This window comes from Mesoflavibacter zeaxanthinifaciens DSM 18436, from assembly GCF_000422365.1.
GTDB classification, from domain to species: domain Bacteria; phylum Bacteroidota; class Bacteroidia; order Flavobacteriales; family Flavobacteriaceae; genus Mesoflavibacter; species Mesoflavibacter zeaxanthinifaciens.
Map to the genome: position 1 here is coordinate 1 of NZ_AULQ01000010.1, position 16730 is coordinate 16730.

The 16730-nt window shown below is 30.7% G+C and carries 17 protein-coding genes; 6 read left to right on the top strand and 11 right to left on the bottom strand.

The window, feature by feature from the left end; translation table 11 throughout:
* On the top strand, positions 1-742 hold a 742-nt coding region (locus H574_RS14150), incomplete at its 5' end, for a T9SS type B sorting domain-containing protein (protein ID WP_240471266.1).
* A gap of 119 nt (positions 743-861) precedes the next feature.
* Here the strand turns inward: H574_RS14150 and H574_RS0110100 are convergent.
* A complete protein-coding gene (locus tag H574_RS0110100; RefSeq protein WP_027880463.1) occupies positions 862-1062 on the bottom strand; it encodes a dodecin family protein in 201 nt (66 codons plus the stop codon).
* Between the two features lie 115 nt (positions 1063-1177).
* Positions 1178-2080, bottom strand: coding sequence for a NifU family protein (locus tag H574_RS0110105; RefSeq protein ID WP_027880464.1), 903 nt, complete (start codon positions 2078-2080; stop codon positions 1178-1180).
* A 259-nt stretch (positions 2081-2339) separates the two neighbouring features.
* On the opposite strand from H574_RS0110105, the gene H574_RS0110110 reads away from it, so the two are divergent.
* The gene (locus H574_RS0110110; RefSeq protein ID WP_027880465.1) at positions 2340-3356 is read left to right on the top strand and encodes a PorP/SprF family type IX secretion system membrane protein; all 1017 of its coding nucleotides are present in this window, start codon (positions 2340-2342) and stop codon (positions 3354-3356) included.
* A gap of 55 nt (positions 3357-3411) precedes the next feature.
* Here H574_RS0110110 and H574_RS0110115 read toward each other — a convergent pair whose 3' ends face one another.
* On the bottom strand, positions 3412-4416 hold the full coding sequence (locus H574_RS0110115; RefSeq protein ID WP_027880466.1) for an SIMPL domain-containing protein: 1005 nt from the start codon (positions 4414-4416) through the stop codon (positions 3412-3414).
* Between the two features lie 209 nt (positions 4417-4625).
* On the opposite strand from H574_RS0110115, the gene H574_RS0110120 reads away from it, so the two are divergent.
* The 3 genes from H574_RS0110120 (at position 4626) to H574_RS0110130 (ending at position 8314) form a co-directional block, all read left to right on the top strand.
* Entirely contained in the window at positions 4626-6791 is a 2166-nt protein-coding gene (locus H574_RS0110120; RefSeq protein WP_027880467.1) for a tetratricopeptide repeat-containing sensor histidine kinase, read from the top strand.
* 47 nt (positions 6792-6838) lie between these two features.
* On the top strand, positions 6839-7573 hold the full coding sequence (locus H574_RS0110125) for a LytR/AlgR family response regulator transcription factor (RefSeq protein ID WP_027880468.1): 735 nt from the start codon (positions 6839-6841) through the stop codon (positions 7571-7573).
* 225 nt (positions 7574-7798) lie between these two features.
* The gene (locus tag H574_RS0110130) at positions 7799-8314 is read left to right on the top strand and encodes a gamma carbonic anhydrase family protein (RefSeq protein WP_027880469.1); all 516 of its coding nucleotides are present in this window, start codon (positions 7799-7801) and stop codon (positions 8312-8314) included.
* Positions 8315-8496: 182 nt separating this feature from the next.
* Here H574_RS0110130 and H574_RS0110135 read toward each other — a convergent pair whose 3' ends face one another.
* Both H574_RS0110135 and H574_RS0110140 read right to left on the bottom strand, forming a co-directional pair.
* The gene (locus H574_RS0110135; protein ID WP_027880470.1) at positions 8497-8718 is read right to left on the bottom strand and encodes a hypothetical protein; all 222 of its coding nucleotides are present in this window, start codon (positions 8716-8718) and stop codon (positions 8497-8499) included.
* A 56-nt stretch (positions 8719-8774) separates the two neighbouring features.
* Complete coding sequence (locus tag H574_RS0110140; RefSeq protein WP_027880471.1) at positions 8775-9569, bottom strand: DUF2797 domain-containing protein; 795 nt, start codon at positions 9567-9569, stop codon at positions 8775-8777.
* 43 nt (positions 9570-9612) lie between these two features.
* Here H574_RS0110140 and H574_RS0110145 point away from each other — a divergent pair, with 43 nt between their 5' ends.
* Complete coding sequence (locus H574_RS0110145; protein ID WP_027880472.1) at positions 9613-11127, top strand: GH3 auxin-responsive promoter family protein; 1515 nt, start codon at positions 9613-9615, stop codon at positions 11125-11127.
* A 223-nt stretch (positions 11128-11350) separates the two neighbouring features.
* On the opposite strand, the gene clpX is transcribed toward H574_RS0110145, so the two are convergent.
* From clpX to H574_RS0110175, 6 genes are all read right to left on the bottom strand, one after another.
* Complete coding sequence (gene clpX, locus H574_RS0110150; protein ID WP_027880473.1) at positions 11351-12583, bottom strand: ATP-dependent Clp protease ATP-binding subunit ClpX; 1233 nt, start codon at positions 12581-12583, stop codon at positions 11351-11353.
* 15 nt (positions 12584-12598) lie between these two features.
* Positions 12599-13276, bottom strand: coding sequence for an ATP-dependent Clp endopeptidase proteolytic subunit ClpP (gene clpP, locus H574_RS0110155; RefSeq protein WP_027880474.1), 678 nt, complete (start codon positions 13274-13276; stop codon positions 12599-12601).
* Positions 13277-13405: 129 nt separating this feature from the next.
* Entirely contained in the window at positions 13406-14734 is a 1329-nt protein-coding gene (tig, locus tag H574_RS0110160) for a trigger factor (RefSeq protein WP_027880475.1), read from the bottom strand.
* 127 nt (positions 14735-14861) lie between these two features.
* On the bottom strand, positions 14862-15215 hold the full coding sequence (locus H574_RS0110165; RefSeq protein ID WP_027880476.1) for a phage holin family protein: 354 nt from the start codon (positions 15213-15215) through the stop codon (positions 14862-14864).
* Positions 15216-15237: 22 nt separating this feature from the next.
* Positions 15238-15999 carry an alpha/beta fold hydrolase gene (locus H574_RS0110170; RefSeq protein WP_027880477.1) on the bottom strand — a complete coding sequence of 254 codons (762 nt, stop codon included), beginning with the start codon at positions 15997-15999 and terminating at the stop codon, positions 15238-15240.
* Positions 16000-16713 carry a pyridoxine 5'-phosphate synthase gene (locus tag H574_RS0110175; protein WP_027880478.1) on the bottom strand — a complete coding sequence of 238 codons (714 nt, stop codon included), beginning with the start codon at positions 16711-16713 and terminating at the stop codon, positions 16000-16002.
* Positions 16714-16730 lie beyond the last annotated feature (17 nt).

Below are 16730 nucleotides of genomic sequence, written 5' to 3' on the forward strand. Positions count from 1 at the left end.
CTACTTATTATGTGTAAATACAAACGGAACCGAAGTTATCAATCCATTAGAGATTGATACAGGATTAAGTACATCAGACTACACGTTTGAGTGGATCTTAAACGGTACTGTAGTAGGAACCGGAAGTAGTATCATGCCAACACAAGGCGGAAGCTATACAGTAACTATAGAAGATAACCTAACAGGCTGTATAAGTACAGATACAACTCTAGTAGAAGAAAGTGCACCACCAAGTATAGAAGCAGATGTAATTACACCAGCATTTGCAGATGTGCATAGTATACAAGTTACTGCAACTGGGACAGGCATCTCAGAGTATGAGTTCCAGTTAGATGGCGGACCATGGTATAATAACGAGCCAAATGACAATACATACATCTTTAATGATGTAAGTGGTGGCGAGCATACAATAACAGTAAGAGATATTAATGGATGTGGCGAGTCAAGCACAACTGTGATGGTTATGGATTATCCACATTTCTTTACGCCAAACGGAGATACATTTAACGAAACATGGCAGATATACGGAATAAGTGATCAGCCAGATGCAGTAATATACATCTTTGATAGATATGGAAAGCTGTTAAAGCAATTAAATCCAACAGGACCAGGATGGGACGGAACCTATAACGGTAACCCATTACCAACAAGTGACTATTGGTTTACAGTAGAATATAGAGAACCAGGAGATACAAGTGATACCAAGAAGCAGTTTAGAGCACACTTTACTCTGAAACGCTAGGAAACAACTCCTAATAAAAACAAACAAACCAATACAAATAGAAATAGAAACAAAAAAGCCTGAACATAGTGTTCAGGCTTTTTAGTATAAGGTGTTTTATAAATAAAAACTATAAGTGATTACTCAACTTCAAAAGTAATTTTAAGGTTAACTCTAAACTCAGTTACCTCACCACTTTTAACAATTGCACTTTGATCTTGTACATACACAGAACGTATGTTTTTTACACTTTTTGATGCGTGTTTTACTGCTTTTTTTGTTGCATCCTCCCAACTTTTTTCAGAGTTAGATAAAACTTCAATAACTTTTAATACTGCCATAATATTTGTTTTTTTAATGTTAATACTATTAAATTTACAAATAATTGATGTTTAAAAGTTTGATTTATAGTTAAATGAACTGAAAATAGATGAAAGGTTTAATTTTTAGGATTAATTAACCATTAATAGCTACAACAGTATTAACTCTACCAGGCAACATTTCTTTTAGCATATTTTCAATACCATTTTTTAAAGTAAAAGTAGAAGATGGACAACCACTACAAGCACCTTGTAATATAACTTTTACACTTTTAGAAGGTTCATCATAAGATTCAAATTGAATGTTACCTCCATCACTTGCTACTGCTGGTTTAACATATTCTTCTAAGATATTTATAATTTCTTGAGAAGTAGTATCTAAATTTTCAAAATGCTGTTCTACTTTTTCGGTAGATTTTTCAATAACTTCAGGCGCGTTAGGATCTATAATATTTTTACCTTCTTCTATGTACTTTTTGATAAAATCTCTAAGTTCTACAGTAATATCGTTCCATTCGGCAATATCATATTTTGTTATAGATATATAATTTTCATCAAAAAATACACTTTTTACAAACGGAAAATGAAATAACGCTGTTGCTAAAGGAGATGTTTTTGCTTTTTCTATAGAATCATAATCATAAGTCGCAGTCACTAATTTTTTATTAGCTACAAACTTTAACGCGGCTGGATTAGGAGTACTTTCTGTGTAAACTGTTACAGGTACTTTTTGTGTAGTAGCAGTTTCGGTCACAATGACACCATCATTATTTAAATAGTTCTCAATTTGTTTTGCAACTTCATCTTTTACATCATCCCATTCAACAATGTTATAACGTTCTATTGCAATAAAATTACTAGATATATATACTTTTTTAACAAACGGTAAGTAGAATAATTGCTGTGCTAAAGGCGAGTCTTTTGCTTCATCAATATTATTGTACTCATAGTTTTGATGCTTGGTAATAAATTGATTAACATCAAATTTTAAAATAGTAGGGTTACTTGTGTTTTGTATAGAGATTTTATATGTGCTCATGCTGTAATTTTTTTGCAAAAATACTAAAACAATAGCAGAGATATCTATATATTTGATGTTTATATACGTTGAAATTTTTAATATAACTTTAGTAATTTTACTAAAAGAATTTTAAATTGAAACCTTTAACTATTTTCAACTTAATTATACGTTCTAAATTTATATATTTACAAACGTTATAATTTTTTACTTAAAATTAAGTTATAAATTATAAGTTGATTTGAAATAACAGACCATACGACCTCGGAAAAAAGAGATTATGAGATTAAAAAATATTCTATTTATAGCAATTGCAACTTTATTTGGATCGCAATTAGCTAACGCTCAAGAAGGACTTCCAATTTATTCAGATTATTTAACTGATAACTATTATTTAATTCATCCATCTATGGCTGGTGCTGCTAACTGTGCAAAGGTTAGGATTACTGGTAGACAACAATGGTTTGGAGATGATGATGCACCAAGATTAATTACTGCAAGTGTAAATGGTAGAATTGGAGATTCTCCTTCAGGTATAGGTGCAATAGTTTATTCTGATAGAAATGGTTATCATTCTCAAACAGGAGCTTATTTAACTTATGCTCATCATTTAATGTTTTCTCGTAGTACAGCAGATTTAAATCAATTATCTTTTGGTTTAAGTGTTGGTGCAATACAATATAAATTAGACGAGACTACTTTTTTAGCTGATGGATTTGACCCTTTAATTGCTGGTATAGAGCAGTCTGCTACAGAGTTTAATGTAGATTTTGGGTTCTCTTATAACCTTTACGATTTTTATGCTCATGCAACCGTGAAGAATTTATTAAACAACGATGGTGTAAACTATAATAATAATCCTGGTAATTTAAACTTTAATAATTTAAGAACATACATCTTTACTGTGGGTAATACTTTTGGTAGCTACGGAAGTGAGTGGAGTTTTGAACCATCTGCGTTATTCTTATATAGAGAATCTACTGAAGAAGCTCTTTTTGATGTAAATCTTAAAGTTTATAAAGAAATGGACTTTGGTAAAGTTTGGGGAGGTTTATCTTACAGACGTTCTTTAGATGGTGCAGAGTATTTAGATGGACAATCTGTAAGTAGTCAAAAGTTACAATATTTAACACCGCTTTTAGGGGTTAATGTAAAAGACTTTATGTTTGCCTATTCTTACAATTATCAAACAAATGATATTGTGTATAATAGTGGTGGTTTTCATCAAATTACTTTAGGTTTTAACTTTAATTGTGGTAGAGCTGCTTATAGCTGTAACTGTCCAGCGGTTAACTAAGATATAAAAATACATATTAAAAAAAGCCTTGAGAGATCTCAAGGCTTTTTTTGTATTATTTAGTGTCTAGTTCTTTAATATCAATATCACCATTTGGAGAGATCACATAATATTTACGTTCAGTTTCTTTATTTACTATTGGTTCTGGCTTATCGTTTTTAGGTTTAGGGTTGTAGTGTAGTTTAATTTCCATACCAACTTGTACAACAGGCTCTATAATAGAAGGGTTAATAACAATATCATAATTTTCATAGGTTAGCGGTTGGTAGTAATAAGAGGTTTGCTTTTTTACAGTAGTAACACCTTCGTTTTGCTTTAAGGCTTCAAAAGAAATACTATTAAATGCCTGATAATTATTGTAAAAATCTTTAGGGAAGTAGCAATACTTTTGATCAGCCATTAGTACGTCATATTCTCTTAAATCAAAACCTAAAACAGAGTAATATTCTTTTTTGTCTTTTATTAACTGTAAAAGTTGTGTTTGTAGATTTTTGTAGACTTCAGTAATGTTTTCGATAAAATAATCCACCTTAACAAGGTTATAGACTTCGTTATTAGCACAAGCAGAAAGTATCTTTTCAAATTGATTAGTCTTCTTAAACTGTATATGTATGTTTTGTTGTAGCTCAAAGCCTTTAGGGACTTCGGTGTAAGTTTTGCTAAACAGTTTTTTAGTAACTTCAACTTCATAAACAGGTATAAAAGAAATTACATCTATAGCAATATCACTTTCTTTTAAGCCGATCTTTGTTAGTTCCTTTTTAATATTTTCAACTTTAAGACTCATTAAATTTTTAGTTACTTCTGCAGTTTCTGCAATTTGAGAAACGTTAAAAATAGCAGTGTAACTAGATGCTTTTACATTTTGTAAAGCTCTAACATCTATTATCAACGTACTGTTTGGATTTAGGCTTTGTTGTTTTTGTTTAGGAGTATGACCATAAGCAATAGCGTTACCGGCTATGTTAGCTCTAGATATTTTTTGATTAAAATTACCCTTGTGTTGTGCTTTTGCTGTTAAAATAGTTAGGATAAATAAAAATAAGTGAAGGTTTTTCATAATTGAATTTTTTAAAATTAGGCATAAACCTATACTCAACTTTTTTATAATAAAAATAACAATGAGGCAACATAAGCTTTAGTTTAGTGAATAAGAAATACGACTGAGTAAGTGATGTTATTTTGTTAGTTTTTAGTGATAAATACCTAAAATGCTATTTTATTAAATGAGTTAAAACGTGTAGCTTTATGCTCGATATTTAATTTAAAATGAAACTTTTAAAACAATTTATATTAATCTATTTTCTTACAATCGGATTTCAATCTGTATTGGCTCAAACTAATACAATAATTGATAATGCAGAAGCCTTTACAGTAAGAGGGAATATTAGAGAAAGCGATACGCGTAATCCAATAGAAAACGCAGATATACAGGTAAATGGTGGTAGCTACACCAAATCGTCTTTAGACGGTACGTTTAGAATTCAAGTAAAAAAAGGAGATCAAATTGTTATTAGTCACGACGATTTTGAAACCGTTTATTACACAATTAAAGATAATGATGATATAACTGTTGAAGTCCAATCAGTAGGCGTAAACGGTTACGTGCAAAAAATAAAAACTAACGAAAACACTTTTAGAAGCTCAATAGACTCAGCTATATTTTACAAGAAAATTTCAGCAGAAAAAAGTATTCAATTTATCACCGAAAGTATATCTAAAAGTACATCAGTAAAAGAAAATGCACAAGCATTTGAAGTTTTGGGCGATGTAAATATGTATTGGAAACAATATGATTTAGCAACCACTAATTACCGTATAAGTCTTAAAAATGAAAGTAATATAGATGTAAAATTAAAATTAGCAAAAGCCTACTTTTTAAATAAAAATTATCAAAAAAGCCTAGAGATTTATAATGACTTAGAAGATAAAACACTTAATAACTGGCAGCAAATTGAAAAACAAGAAGGTTTAGGAGATGTCTTTTTAGAACAAAATAAAATAAAACTAGCAACACAATCTTTTAAGCAAGGATTAAAAATAGCCGAGACCAATAATATAAAACCAAAAATCACTGATTTAAACTCAAAATTAGGTGATTCTTACAGCGAAAGTGGAAATAAAACTGAAGCAGAAAGCTATTTCACAAATTCAATAAATTTAGCATCTAAAGAAAATAAAGCCAAAGCGTTAGAACAAAAAATTAAAATAGCCGATTTTCAAAACACAAACCGAGCATTTGATAAAGAAATTCAATTAAGAAAAGAAATTATCAAAGATATAGATGCTATAGAAAAAGACTCTGTCATCACTAACGAAAGTCCGTTAACCAAACAAAAACAAAACTATAAAATTGGTAATGCCTATTTTTTAAAAAATAATTTAGATGAAGCCATTCCGTATCTAGAAGAAAGTATTGAAGAAGCCGATAAAAAAGAAGATTTAATAGTTAAAAAAGACGCTACCAAAAAGTTAGCCGATGTATTTGTGGCTTCGGGTAATTTTGAAAAAGCTAAAGAAGCCTTTAACGCTTATACTGAAGCTGTAGACCAGCTTTATATTAAGAAAGAACAAGAAATATCTCAAGCAGCAAGAATATCCAAAAGCATTGCCGAAAAGCAAAATCGTATTCTTTCACTAGAAAACGACAGACAGCTTACTTTAAGCCAAATGCAATTGTCTGACGAGAAAAACAAGCGTCAACAACTTATCATTTACTCATTAATTGGCGGCTTATTTTTATTAGTTGTCTTGTCGTATTTAATGTATAAATACATCAAACAACAAAAATTGGCTAACAATTTACTGGCTTTAAAATCTTTAAGAAGTCAGATGAATCCGCACTTTATCTTCAACGCATTAAACTCGGTTAACAGTTTTATTGCTACTAACGACGAGCGTACAGCTAATAAATACTTGTCAGATTTTTCAAAATTAATGCGAGCAGTTTTAGAAAATTCAGAAGAAGATTTTATTCCATTACAAAAGGAAATTCAACTTATAGAATTATACACCAAGCTAGAACATTTTAGGTTTAAAGATAAATTTGATTATAAAATTTCTGTGGAAGAGACAATAGATATAGAAGCCTATAAAATACCACCTATGCTATTGCAACCTTATATAGAAAATGCGGTTTGGCACGGATTACGGTATAAAGAAGACAAAGGAATTTTAGATATTAAAATCTGTAAAAAACAAAAAGACCAAATAGAAATCACTATTGCAGATAATGGTATTGGTCGCAAAAAATCTAAAGGATTAAAGACCGAAAATCAGAAAAAACACAACTCTAAAGGATTAGGAAACATCAAAAAACGTGTTACTATTTTAAACGAAATGTACAAAGATAAAGTAGACATCAACATAGAAGATAATCAGTTTAATGCAAAAGATGTTGGTACAAAAGTAATAGTGACTTTAAAGAAGGATTAATAAAAAAAAGCTTCAGACTTCGGTTTTCAAGCTTAAAAAGATAAACAATGAAACTAAACGCCATATTAGTAGAAGACGAAGAACAAAGTAGAACAATTTTAAAAAACTACTTGACCAAATACTGTCCAAAAGTTAATATTTTAGGAGAAGCTTCTAACATAAACGAAGGTTTAGAACTCATAAGAAAACTAGATTTAGACCTCGTATTTTTAGATGTAGAAATGCCTTACGGAAACGCTTTTGACTTATTAGATAAGGTTGGCGATCGTAATTTTGAGACCATTTTTGTAACCGCATATAATCACTATGCGATGGATGCATTAAATGCGCACGCGTCTTATTATTTGATGAAGCCGATAGATATAGACGAGCTGATAAAAGCAGTAGATTACGTTGCCGAAATAAAAACCAAAGAAGACGCTTTACAAGACCAAGTACTAATCCCAAAAACCAATAGTGTAGAAGGTAAAATAACCATTCCGCAACAAGATGGTTTTGAAGTATTAAACACCAAAGACATTTTGTATTGCAAAGCAGATGATAATTACACGCAAATATTTTTAAATAATAACAAGAAAAAATTAGTAAGTAAAACGCTTAAATATTTTGAAGACATTTTATCAGAATCTGGTTTTGCAAGAGTACATAAAAGTTACTTAATAAATGTATCAGAAGTGGTTAAATACGTTAAAGGAAAAGGCGGAAGCGTTATTTTAAGCAACGGAAAAGAAATTATGGTTTCAGCCTCCAAAAAATCAGGATTATTATCGTATTTTAACTAATTCCTGCGTAAGCAGGAATCTCTAAGAAAAAAAACAATTAATAATATATGTTGTCAGGCTAAGCGCAGTCCAAAACTAAATTATTTAATAAATTCAGTTCATATGTATTGAAACGCATGATCAAAACATAAAACTCAACATACGTCAGTTCGAGTGTTTTGCGAAGTATAAGCAAAATGTATCGAGAACAAATAATAATTCATAAATCAAAAATCATACTTCAAAATGCCAATTATAAAACCAGTAAACGGTAAATCACCACAACTTCCAGAAGACTGCTACATTGCCGAAAACGCAACCATAGTAGGAGATGTACAAGCAGGTAACCAATGTAGTATTTGGTTTAATGCCGTAATACGCGGCGATGTACATTACATAAAAATGGGCGATAAAGTTAACGTGCAAGATGGCGCAGTTATCCATTGTACGTATCAAAAACATCCAACCAACATCGGTAATAATGTATCAATTGGTCACAATGCTATAGTGCACGGCTGCACTATAAAAGACAATGTTTTAATAGGTATGGGAAGTATTGTAATGGATAATTGCGTGGTAGAAAGCAATAGCATTATTGCAGCAGGTGCAGTCGTAACACAAAATACAATAGTCGAGTCTGGTAGCATTTACGCAGGCGTACCAGCCAAAAAAGTAAAAGACATTAGTAAAGAATTAATTAATGGCGAAATCAACCGAATAGCAAATAACTACGTTAAATATTCAAGTTGGTTTAAAGAATAGTGTAATTATAATTTTTTGGGCGTTACCTTATCGGGTCAGTCTTTCGGCAGTCGCAATCAAAGATGTGCTCCAATAATGCCTCAACTACGAAGTAATCATGAATACATAAATTTGAAAATAAGTAGTAATGAATAATCCCTAACGCAGGTATAACCAATGGTCATTTATTAAACGTAAAATTACTAACGATAATTTATAGGTCGGTCTTCATAAAAATGTTTAAACGTTTTATCGGTTGTATAGTTATCGGTTAACACCTTATAAACCATAACGCCAACTAAAACTTGACCAATACAAGTTAAATAAAATACCCAATTAAAAGGCATATTCATAGATACCATTATAGTTACGGTAACTAAAAGCATGGTAGTAATTGCTACCCAAAATAATACTGGAATTTTCATAATTGTAATTTTATTTACAAATTACTAAAAACCAGTGTTTTAATGCGTTAATGTAATTATAAAATAGAAATGTTTACAACGTAACCTTCGTTACTTCTAATGTTACAAACGGTATCATCTTCAAAAATTAAATATTGACCTTTAATACCTTTTAAAACACCAGTATATGTTTTGGCTTTTTCAAAATTCAACGATTTTGGTTTTTTAGGATATTGTAAAACCGGGAAGTGTATTTCGGTTTCGCTATTATTTTCAATAAAATAGTCTTTAGCTTCATCTGGTATATAAGCTTTCAAACGATCTCTCCATTCTACTAAATTTTCATCTTTAATATCATTTTTAAGCATGGTGCGCCAATTGGTTTTATCGCTAATATGGTCTTTTAATGCTATTTCTGTAATACCAGCAAGATAGCGGTTTGGGACTTCTACAATTTCAATAGCTTCATGTGCACCTTGATCAATCCATCTTGTTGGGACTTGCGTTTTTCTGGTAACACCAACTTTAACGTTACTAGAATTAGCTAAGTAAACAATATGTGGTTGTAATTGTACTTTTTTTTCATACTCTAAATCTCGGTCTTCAATATCTAGATGAGCTTGACTCAATTCGGGTTTCATGATCCATTCTGCAGCTTGAGGAATGTCAAAAAAACAACTTTTGCAAAACCCTTGGCGGTAAATGGGTTTATTTAAATGACAGTTTAAACACTCATAACCAACAAATTCAAAAGATATGGTTTTATCTAATAGTTGATTAAAGTTTATAAAGTCGTTTTTAAAAACCAAATAGTAGGCAATTGGGTCTAAAAACTCGGTTTGCATTTTTGTTAAAACACCTTGGTAGGTCATAAAAAAAAGTATTATTTTTAAAACTTTAAAGATACAAATTACTATGCCAATTCCTCTTGTTAATTCTATTGCATCTTGGTTTTTAAAGAAACGTTTTCATCAAATAGAGTTGTTTTTAAAGTATCCAAACGAAGTACAACAAGAGTTGTTATCTAGCCTTATAGATATTTCTAAAGACACAGAAGTAGGTAAGAAGTATGACTTTTTTTCAATAAAAAATTATAAAACTTTTGCTGATCGTGTTCCGATTTCTTCCTATGAAGATATACAAGATGATATAGAGCGCGCACGTAAAGGCGAGTCTAATATTTTTTGGCCAAAACCTATTAAGTGGTTTGCAAAATCTAGTGGTACTACTAATTCTAAAAGTAAATTTATACCTGTTAGTATGGATAGCTTAGAAGACTGTCATTATGCTGCTAGTAAAGATTTGCTATGTATGTATCTTAATAATAATGAAGATTCTCAGCTTTTTACAGGTAAAAGTTTAAGGTTAGGAGGAAGTAAAGAATTATACAAAGAAAATGGTACTGCGTTTGGAGATTTAAGTGCTATTTTAATAGATAATATGCCATTTTGGGCAGAATTTAGTAGTACACCAAGCAATAAAGTAAGTTTGTTAAGCGAGTGGGAAACTAAAATGGCAGCAATAGTTGATGAAACGATAGAGGATAACGTAACAAGTCTTGCTGGTGTGCCAAGTTGGATGTTGGTTTTGCTTAACAATATTTTAGATAAAACAGGAAAAAATAGCATTTTTGATGTTTGGCCAAACCTAGAAGTTTACTTTCATGGAGGTGTAAGTTTTAATCCTTATATAGAACAATATCGAGCTATTCTTCCGAAGAAAGAATTTAAGTATTACGAGATTTATAATGCTTCTGAAGGGTTTTTTGCTATACAAGATCAAAATTACTCTGGCGATTTATTATTAATGCTAGATTATGGGATTTTTTACGAGTTTATCCCAATGGATACTTATGGTACAAAAGATGAAAAAGTAATACCGTTAAGCGAGGTAGAGCTAAATAAAAACTATGCAGTTATAATTACTACAAATGCAGGTTTATGGCGTTATAAGATAGGTGATACCGTAAGGTTTGTATCTATTAATCCTTATAGAATAAAAGTGTCTGGACGTACAAAACATCATATTAATGTGTTTGGAGAAGAGTTAATTATAGAAAATGCAGAAGATGCACTAAAAAAGGTGTGTAAAAAAACTCAGTCAGAAATTAAAGATTATACAGCTGCACCAATATTTATGGAAGGTAAGGAAAAAGGTGCGCACGAATGGTTAATAGAGTTTAAAACTCCTCCAAAAGATATTAATTATTTTAGTGAGTTGTTTGATAATGCATTAAAAAGCTTAAATTCAGATTACGAAGCTAAGCGTTATAATAATATGACGTTGAACAAGCCTAAAATTAATGTAGCTAGAGAAAATTTATTTTACGATTGGCTTAAGAAAAATAATAAACTAGGAGGACAACATAAAGTGCCAAGATTGTCTAATACACGCCAGTATATAGACGAATTATTATCTATCAATAATTAAACATGTTTTAAATCAGTTAATTGGTGTTATCTAATTTGGATATTAACAAAAAATTAACTACATTTAGAAAGCTATTAATCTGACTTAGGGGAAACGTCAAATTAACATTTAATTTGAAAACCACTTTATATTTGTAAATGTATAAAGTGGTTTTTTTATTATGTATAAAAAAACCACTCAAAACGTGAGTGGTTTAATTTTATTTAAAAAGTGTGTTCTTATTTTAAGATACAGCTTTTAGTTTTTTAAGTTTTGTTTTACTTAGCTTTTCTTCTGCGTAAGATTTAGTTACACTAAACTTTTTAGTCTCACTTCCTGGTAGCTCAAACATTGCGTCTGTTAAAATCTCTTCACATAAGCTACGTAAACCTCTAGCTCCTAACTTGTATTCTATTGCTTTTTCTACAATATAATCTAAAGCGCCATCTGTAATGTTAAGCTCTATTTCGTCCATTTCAAACAGTTTTTTGTATTGTTTGATAATGGCATTTTTTGGCTCTGTTAAAATAGCTCTTAAGGTCTTTTCGTCTAAAGGATCCATGTAAGTTAAGACAGGTAATCTACCAATAATTTCTGGTATTAAACCAAAGTCTTTTAAATCTTTAGGGATGATGTATTGTAACAAGTTATTTTGGTCAACAACTTCTTCTTTAATAGAAGCGCTATAACCTACAGCTTGCATGTTTAAACGTTTAGAAATAACACGTTCTATACCATCAAAAGCTCCACCAGCTATAAATAAGATGTTTTCTGTGTTTACTTCTATAAATTTTTGATCAGGATGCTTACGTCCTCCTTTTGGTGGTACATTAACTACTGTTCCTTCTAAAAGCTTTAATAATGCTTGTTGTACGCCTTCACCAGATACATCTCTTGTAATTGAAGGGTTATCACTTTTACGTGCTATTTTATCAATTTCATCTATAAAAACAATACCTTTTTCTGCTTTATCAAGATTGTAATCTGCTGCTTGTAATAGTCTAGTTAAAATACTTTCTACATCTTCACCAACGTAACCAGCTTCTGTAAGAACAGTAGCGTCTACTATAGCTAATGGTACATTTAACATTCTGGCAACTGTTTTTGCCATTAATGTTTTTCCTGTACCGGTTTGTCCTACCATAACAATATTTGATTTTTGTATATCAATATCGTCATTGCTTGCTGGTTGTAACAAACGTTTGTAATGGTTGTATACAGCTACAGACATTACTTTTTTTGTGTATTCTTGTCCAATAATGTATTGATCAAGAAACGTTTTAATCTGTAATGGTTTTTTTAGCATTAGCTCTGCCGATAAACCATTGTCTTCGTTTTGTTTAGATTCTTCTATAACAATGCCATGAGCTTGTTCTATACATCTATCGCATATATGAGCATCTAAACCAGCAATTAATAAATTTGTTTCTGGCTTTTTCCTACCACAAAATGAACACTCTAATTCTTCTTTTGCCATTATTAATTTTAATTTTTACTCGCCTCTTGTTAAGATTTCGTCAATCATTCCGTACTCTTTAGCTTTATCAGCTTTCATCCAATAATCACGGTCACTATCATTGTAAACCTTATCGTAATCTTGTCCAGAATGTTTACTTATTATTTTATATAATTCTTCTTTTAAAGTAAGAATTTCTCTTGCAGTAATCTCAATATCACTAGCCTGTCCTTGTGCACCTCCTAATGGTTGGTGAATCATAACACGTGAATGTGGTAAACCACTACGTTTTCCTTTTTCTCCTGCACATAATAATACTGCTCCCATAGATGCTGCCATACCTGTACAAATAGTAGCTACGTCTGGTTTAATAAATTGCATAGTATCATAAATGCCTAATCCAGCATAAACACTACCACCTGGAGAGTTAATATATATTTGAATATCTTTATTAGCGTCTGTGCTTTCTAAGAATAATAATTGTGCTTGTATAATGTTTGCAACTTGGTCATTTATGCCTGTTCCTAAAAAGATAATACGATCCATCATTAAACGAGAAAACACATCGAAGATAGCAATATTCATCTGGCGCTCTTCAATAATATTAGGTGTTAAATTAGTTGGATACATACTACTAACAATTTTGTTGTAGTAATTACTGTTTATCCCTTGGTCTTTTATTGCAAACTTTTCAAATTCTTTTCCGAAATCCATAGTTGTAAATAATATTTTTTTAAATAAAATTAGGCGTTGTTTATAGTGATAAAACAACGCCTAAAGATAATGATTATTTTGTTAAACCTATACTAAAGAAACTATTGCTTTTTAAGGTTTAAAAAGGGTTTACTTATCTCCGTAAACTTCTTTTACAAACTTATCGTAAGATAATTCTTTAGTTTTGATGTTGGCTTCTTCTTTATATAACTCTAAAAGTTTTTGGCTAACAACTTGTTCAGAAATTCGTCTTACTTCATCTTGATTAGATAATACGCGTGCTGCAATATCATCTAATTCTTTCTCTGAAGGGTTTAATTGTCCAAACTGTGCCATTTGCATTTTAATCATGTTTTTGGCGTTGCTTTTTACGTCTTCAAAATCTACTTTTAAACCATGTTTTTCCATGATTTTTGCTTCGATTAATTGGTAACGTAGGCTTTTTTCTGACTTTTCGTACTCTTCTTTAGCAGTAGCTTCATCCATTTCTTTTTCACCAGAAACTTGCATCCATTTTGTTAAGAATTCTGCCGGTAAATCAAATTTTGTGTTGTCTACTAAATATTCGGTAACGTCGTTTAATAGTTTTTGATCAGATTGCTGTACGAATTGCTTTTCTGCATCTTCTTTAATCTTTTCTTTTAATTCGGTTACAGATTTTACGGTGTCTTTTCCAAATAACTTATCAAATAACTCTTGGTCTAAATCTGCTAATTCACGTTTGTTAATTTCAGTAATTGTAAACGTTACTTCAATGTCTAAACCATGAGCATCATCATGAGATACTTTTAAAGCATGCATTAACTCGTGATCATCTTCGTAAAGACCTTTAGTCTTTAAAGTGATTACATCACCAACTTTAGCGCCGATAAATTTCTTCTCGGTAGTTTTTCCTTTAAACTTGTCTAAAGTTAAAGTTACAGTGTTGTCAATGTCTTTGTCTTCGTTTTTGAAAGTACCGGTAATTTCGCTATCTTTTTCAACAGTGTCTTGAGATACTATTTTACCGTATTGTTTTTGGATACGCTCTATTTGCTCATCTATCATTTTATCATCTGCAACGATATTGTAGTGCGTAATTGCTTTTTTGCTTTTAATATCTACAGAAAATTCTGGAGCTAAACCTAATTCAAATTCAAAAGAAAAATTATCTCCATCCCAATCAATATCATCTTGTTGTTTTGGTAAAGGTTGTCCTAAAACATCAAGTTTTTCTTCTGTTAAGTATTTATTTAATGCATCTTGAAGTAATTTATTTACTTCGTCTACTAATACAGCTTTACCGTATTGTTTTTTTACCATTCCCATTGGTACATGACCTTTTCTAAATCCAGGAATGTTAGCTGTTTTACGGTAATCTGATAAGATTTTTTCTACTTTATCACTATAGTCTTCTTTAGCGATATCTACTTTTACTACAGCATTTAATGCATCAATGTTTTCTCTTGTAATATTCATTATAAATGGTATAAAGCCTTTTTAAAGGCATTTAACACTTGTTTTAATTTAAAAAGGAGTGCAAAAGTACTACTTTTTTACACTCCAACCAATTTTTTAAGCTGTTGTATTTCAGAGTTTTTTGTGTTTACTCAGATTTCATGTCTGATTTTAATAAAGATTGTAAAAACCACTGTAAAATTGAGAGTAAAACACTAAATAAAATGGCTGTCCATATGCTTGAAACGGCAAAACCGTCTATAAATTTATCTGCTAATAAAATTATAAGTCCATTTATTACAAAAAGGAATAATCCTAACGTTAAAATAGTAGCAGGTAATGTTAATAAAACTAAGATGGGTTTTACTAATAGATTTAAAACAGCTAATACCAATGCTACAATAATAGCTGTAATATAACTGTCTACACTTACGCCATTTAAGATGTGTGCTAGGACAAAAACAGCAACAGCGTTAAGTAAAAGTCTAAGAATTTGATTCATAAATTAAGTATTAAGAGTTGTTCTAATTTACAAAATTAATTACAGCTTCGTAGAATTGTTCTGGGTTTTCTGCATGTAGCCAATGCCCTGCGTTTGTAATTGTTATTATATTGGCTTTAGGGAATTGTCTTTTTATAATAGCTTCATCTTGTGTGCCAATATATTCGCTTTTATCACCTTTTAAGAATAATGTGCTTTTGTCGAATTTAAAATGAAGTGGAAGCGCCTCGCCAACTTCACTAACATTTTCAGTAAGTGCTTCAAGATTTATCCTAAAGGCAAGTTTTCCTTTTTCTTTCCAATATAAATTTTTAAGTAAAAATTGTCTAACACTAACCTGTGGGATATAATTTGCTAATTGCTTATCTGCAGCACCACGACTTTTAATTTCTTTAAAATCAAAACTATTTAATCCAGATAAAATCGTGTCGTGATGTATAGGGTAAAATCTAGGTGAAATATCTGCAACTATCAAGTGGCTAACTAGTTCTGGATATTTGCTAGCAAAAAACATAGCGGTTTTGCCGCCCATAGAATGTCCTAAAACAATAGCTTCTTTAATATTATGATGATCAAAATACTGCTTTAAATCTTCAGATAATGCTTCGTAATGATGGTCTGGACTATGAAAACTCCTACCGTGATTACGTTGGTCTATCAGGTGGACTTCAAAACTTTCTGCAAATTGATTCCCTAAAGTTTTCCAGTTATCACTCATGCCTAAAAAACCATGAAGGATCACAAATGGTTTGCCTTGACCTAGTATTTGTGAATGTAAAATCATTTACTTTAGTTTGTTTTTATACATGTTTATTACATTTTCTACACCTAAGTATAAACTTTCTGCAATTAAAGCATGACCAATAGATACTTCTAATAAATTAGGAATGCTTTGTTTGAAAAATTCTATATTATCTAATGATAAATCATGACCAGCATTAACACCTAAATCTAAACTATCTGCTAATTTTGCACAATCTGCATAAGGTATTACGGCATCTTTGTTACCTAAGCTGTATTGGTGTGCAAAAGCTTCGGTGTATAATTCAATTCTATCCGTTCCTGTTTCTTTAGCGCCTTCAATTTGTTTTAAAACCGGATCAACAAAAATGGATGTTCTAATTCCGTTGTTTTTAAACTCCTTAATAACTTCAACTAAAAAATCTTTGTGTTTAATAGTGTCCCATCCAGCATTACTTGTAATTGCGTCTATGCTATCAGGTACTAAAGTAACTTGTGTTGGTTTTGTAGTTAATACTAAATCTATAAATTTAGGTATGGGATTACCTTCTATATTATACTCTGTATAAACAACAGGTTTTAAATCGTGAGCATCTTGGTATCTTATGTGTCTTTCGTCAGGTCTGGGATGGATAGTGATTCCTTCTGCACCAAAACGTTGTGTGTCTTTTGCAAATTGAACAACATTTGGTACATCGCCACCACGAGAATTACGTAAAGTAGCAATTTTATTAATATTAACGCTTAATTTTGTCATTAACTTAAAGTTTATTT

Bases quoted from the DNA above. Each gene is read 5' to 3' on its own strand.
- H574_RS0110100 (WP_027880463.1), bottom strand. From the start codon at position 1,062: ATGGCAGTATTAAAAGTTATTGAAGTTTTATCTAACTCTGAAAAAAGT.
- H574_RS0110105 (WP_027880464.1), bottom strand. From the start codon at position 2,080: ATGAGCACATATAAAATCTCTATACAAAACACAAGTAACCCTACTATT.
- H574_RS0110110 (WP_027880465.1), top strand. From the start codon at position 2,340: ATGAGATTAAAAAATATTCTATTTATAGCAATTGCAACTTTATTTGGA.
- H574_RS0110115 (WP_027880466.1), bottom strand. From the start codon at position 4,416: ATGAAAAACCTTCACTTATTTTTATTTATCCTAACTATTTTAACAGCA.
- H574_RS0110120 (WP_027880467.1), top strand. From the start codon at position 4,626: ATGAAACTTTTAAAACAATTTATATTAATCTATTTTCTTACAATCGGA.
- H574_RS0110125 (WP_027880468.1), top strand. From the start codon at position 6,839: ATGAAACTAAACGCCATATTAGTAGAAGACGAAGAACAAAGTAGAACA.
- H574_RS0110130 (WP_027880469.1), top strand. From the start codon at position 7,799: ATGCCAATTATAAAACCAGTAAACGGTAAATCACCACAACTTCCAGAA.
- H574_RS0110135 (WP_027880470.1), bottom strand. From the start codon at position 8,718: ATGAAAATTCCAGTATTATTTTGGGTAGCAATTACTACCATGCTTTTA.
- H574_RS0110140 (WP_027880471.1), bottom strand. From the start codon at position 9,569: ATGACCTACCAAGGTGTTTTAACAAAAATGCAAACCGAGTTTTTAGAC.
- H574_RS0110145 (WP_027880472.1), top strand. From the start codon at position 9,613: ATGCCAATTCCTCTTGTTAATTCTATTGCATCTTGGTTTTTAAAGAAA.
- clpX (WP_027880473.1), bottom strand. From the start codon at position 12,583: ATGGCAAAAGAAGAATTAGAGTGTTCATTTTGTGGTAGGAAAAAGCCA.
- clpP (WP_027880474.1), bottom strand. From the start codon at position 13,276: ATGGATTTCGGAAAAGAATTTGAAAAGTTTGCAATAAAAGACCAAGGG.
- tig (WP_027880475.1), bottom strand. From the start codon at position 14,734: ATGAATATTACAAGAGAAAACATTGATGCATTAAATGCTGTAGTAAAA.
- H574_RS0110165 (WP_027880476.1), bottom strand. From the start codon at position 15,215: ATGAATCAAATTCTTAGACTTTTACTTAACGCTGTTGCTGTTTTTGTC.
- H574_RS0110170 (WP_027880477.1), bottom strand. From the start codon at position 15,999: ATGATTTTACATTCACAAATACTAGGTCAAGGCAAACCATTTGTGATC.
- H574_RS0110175 (WP_027880478.1), bottom strand. From the start codon at position 16,713: ATGACAAAATTAAGCGTTAATATTAATAAAATTGCTACTTTACGTAAT.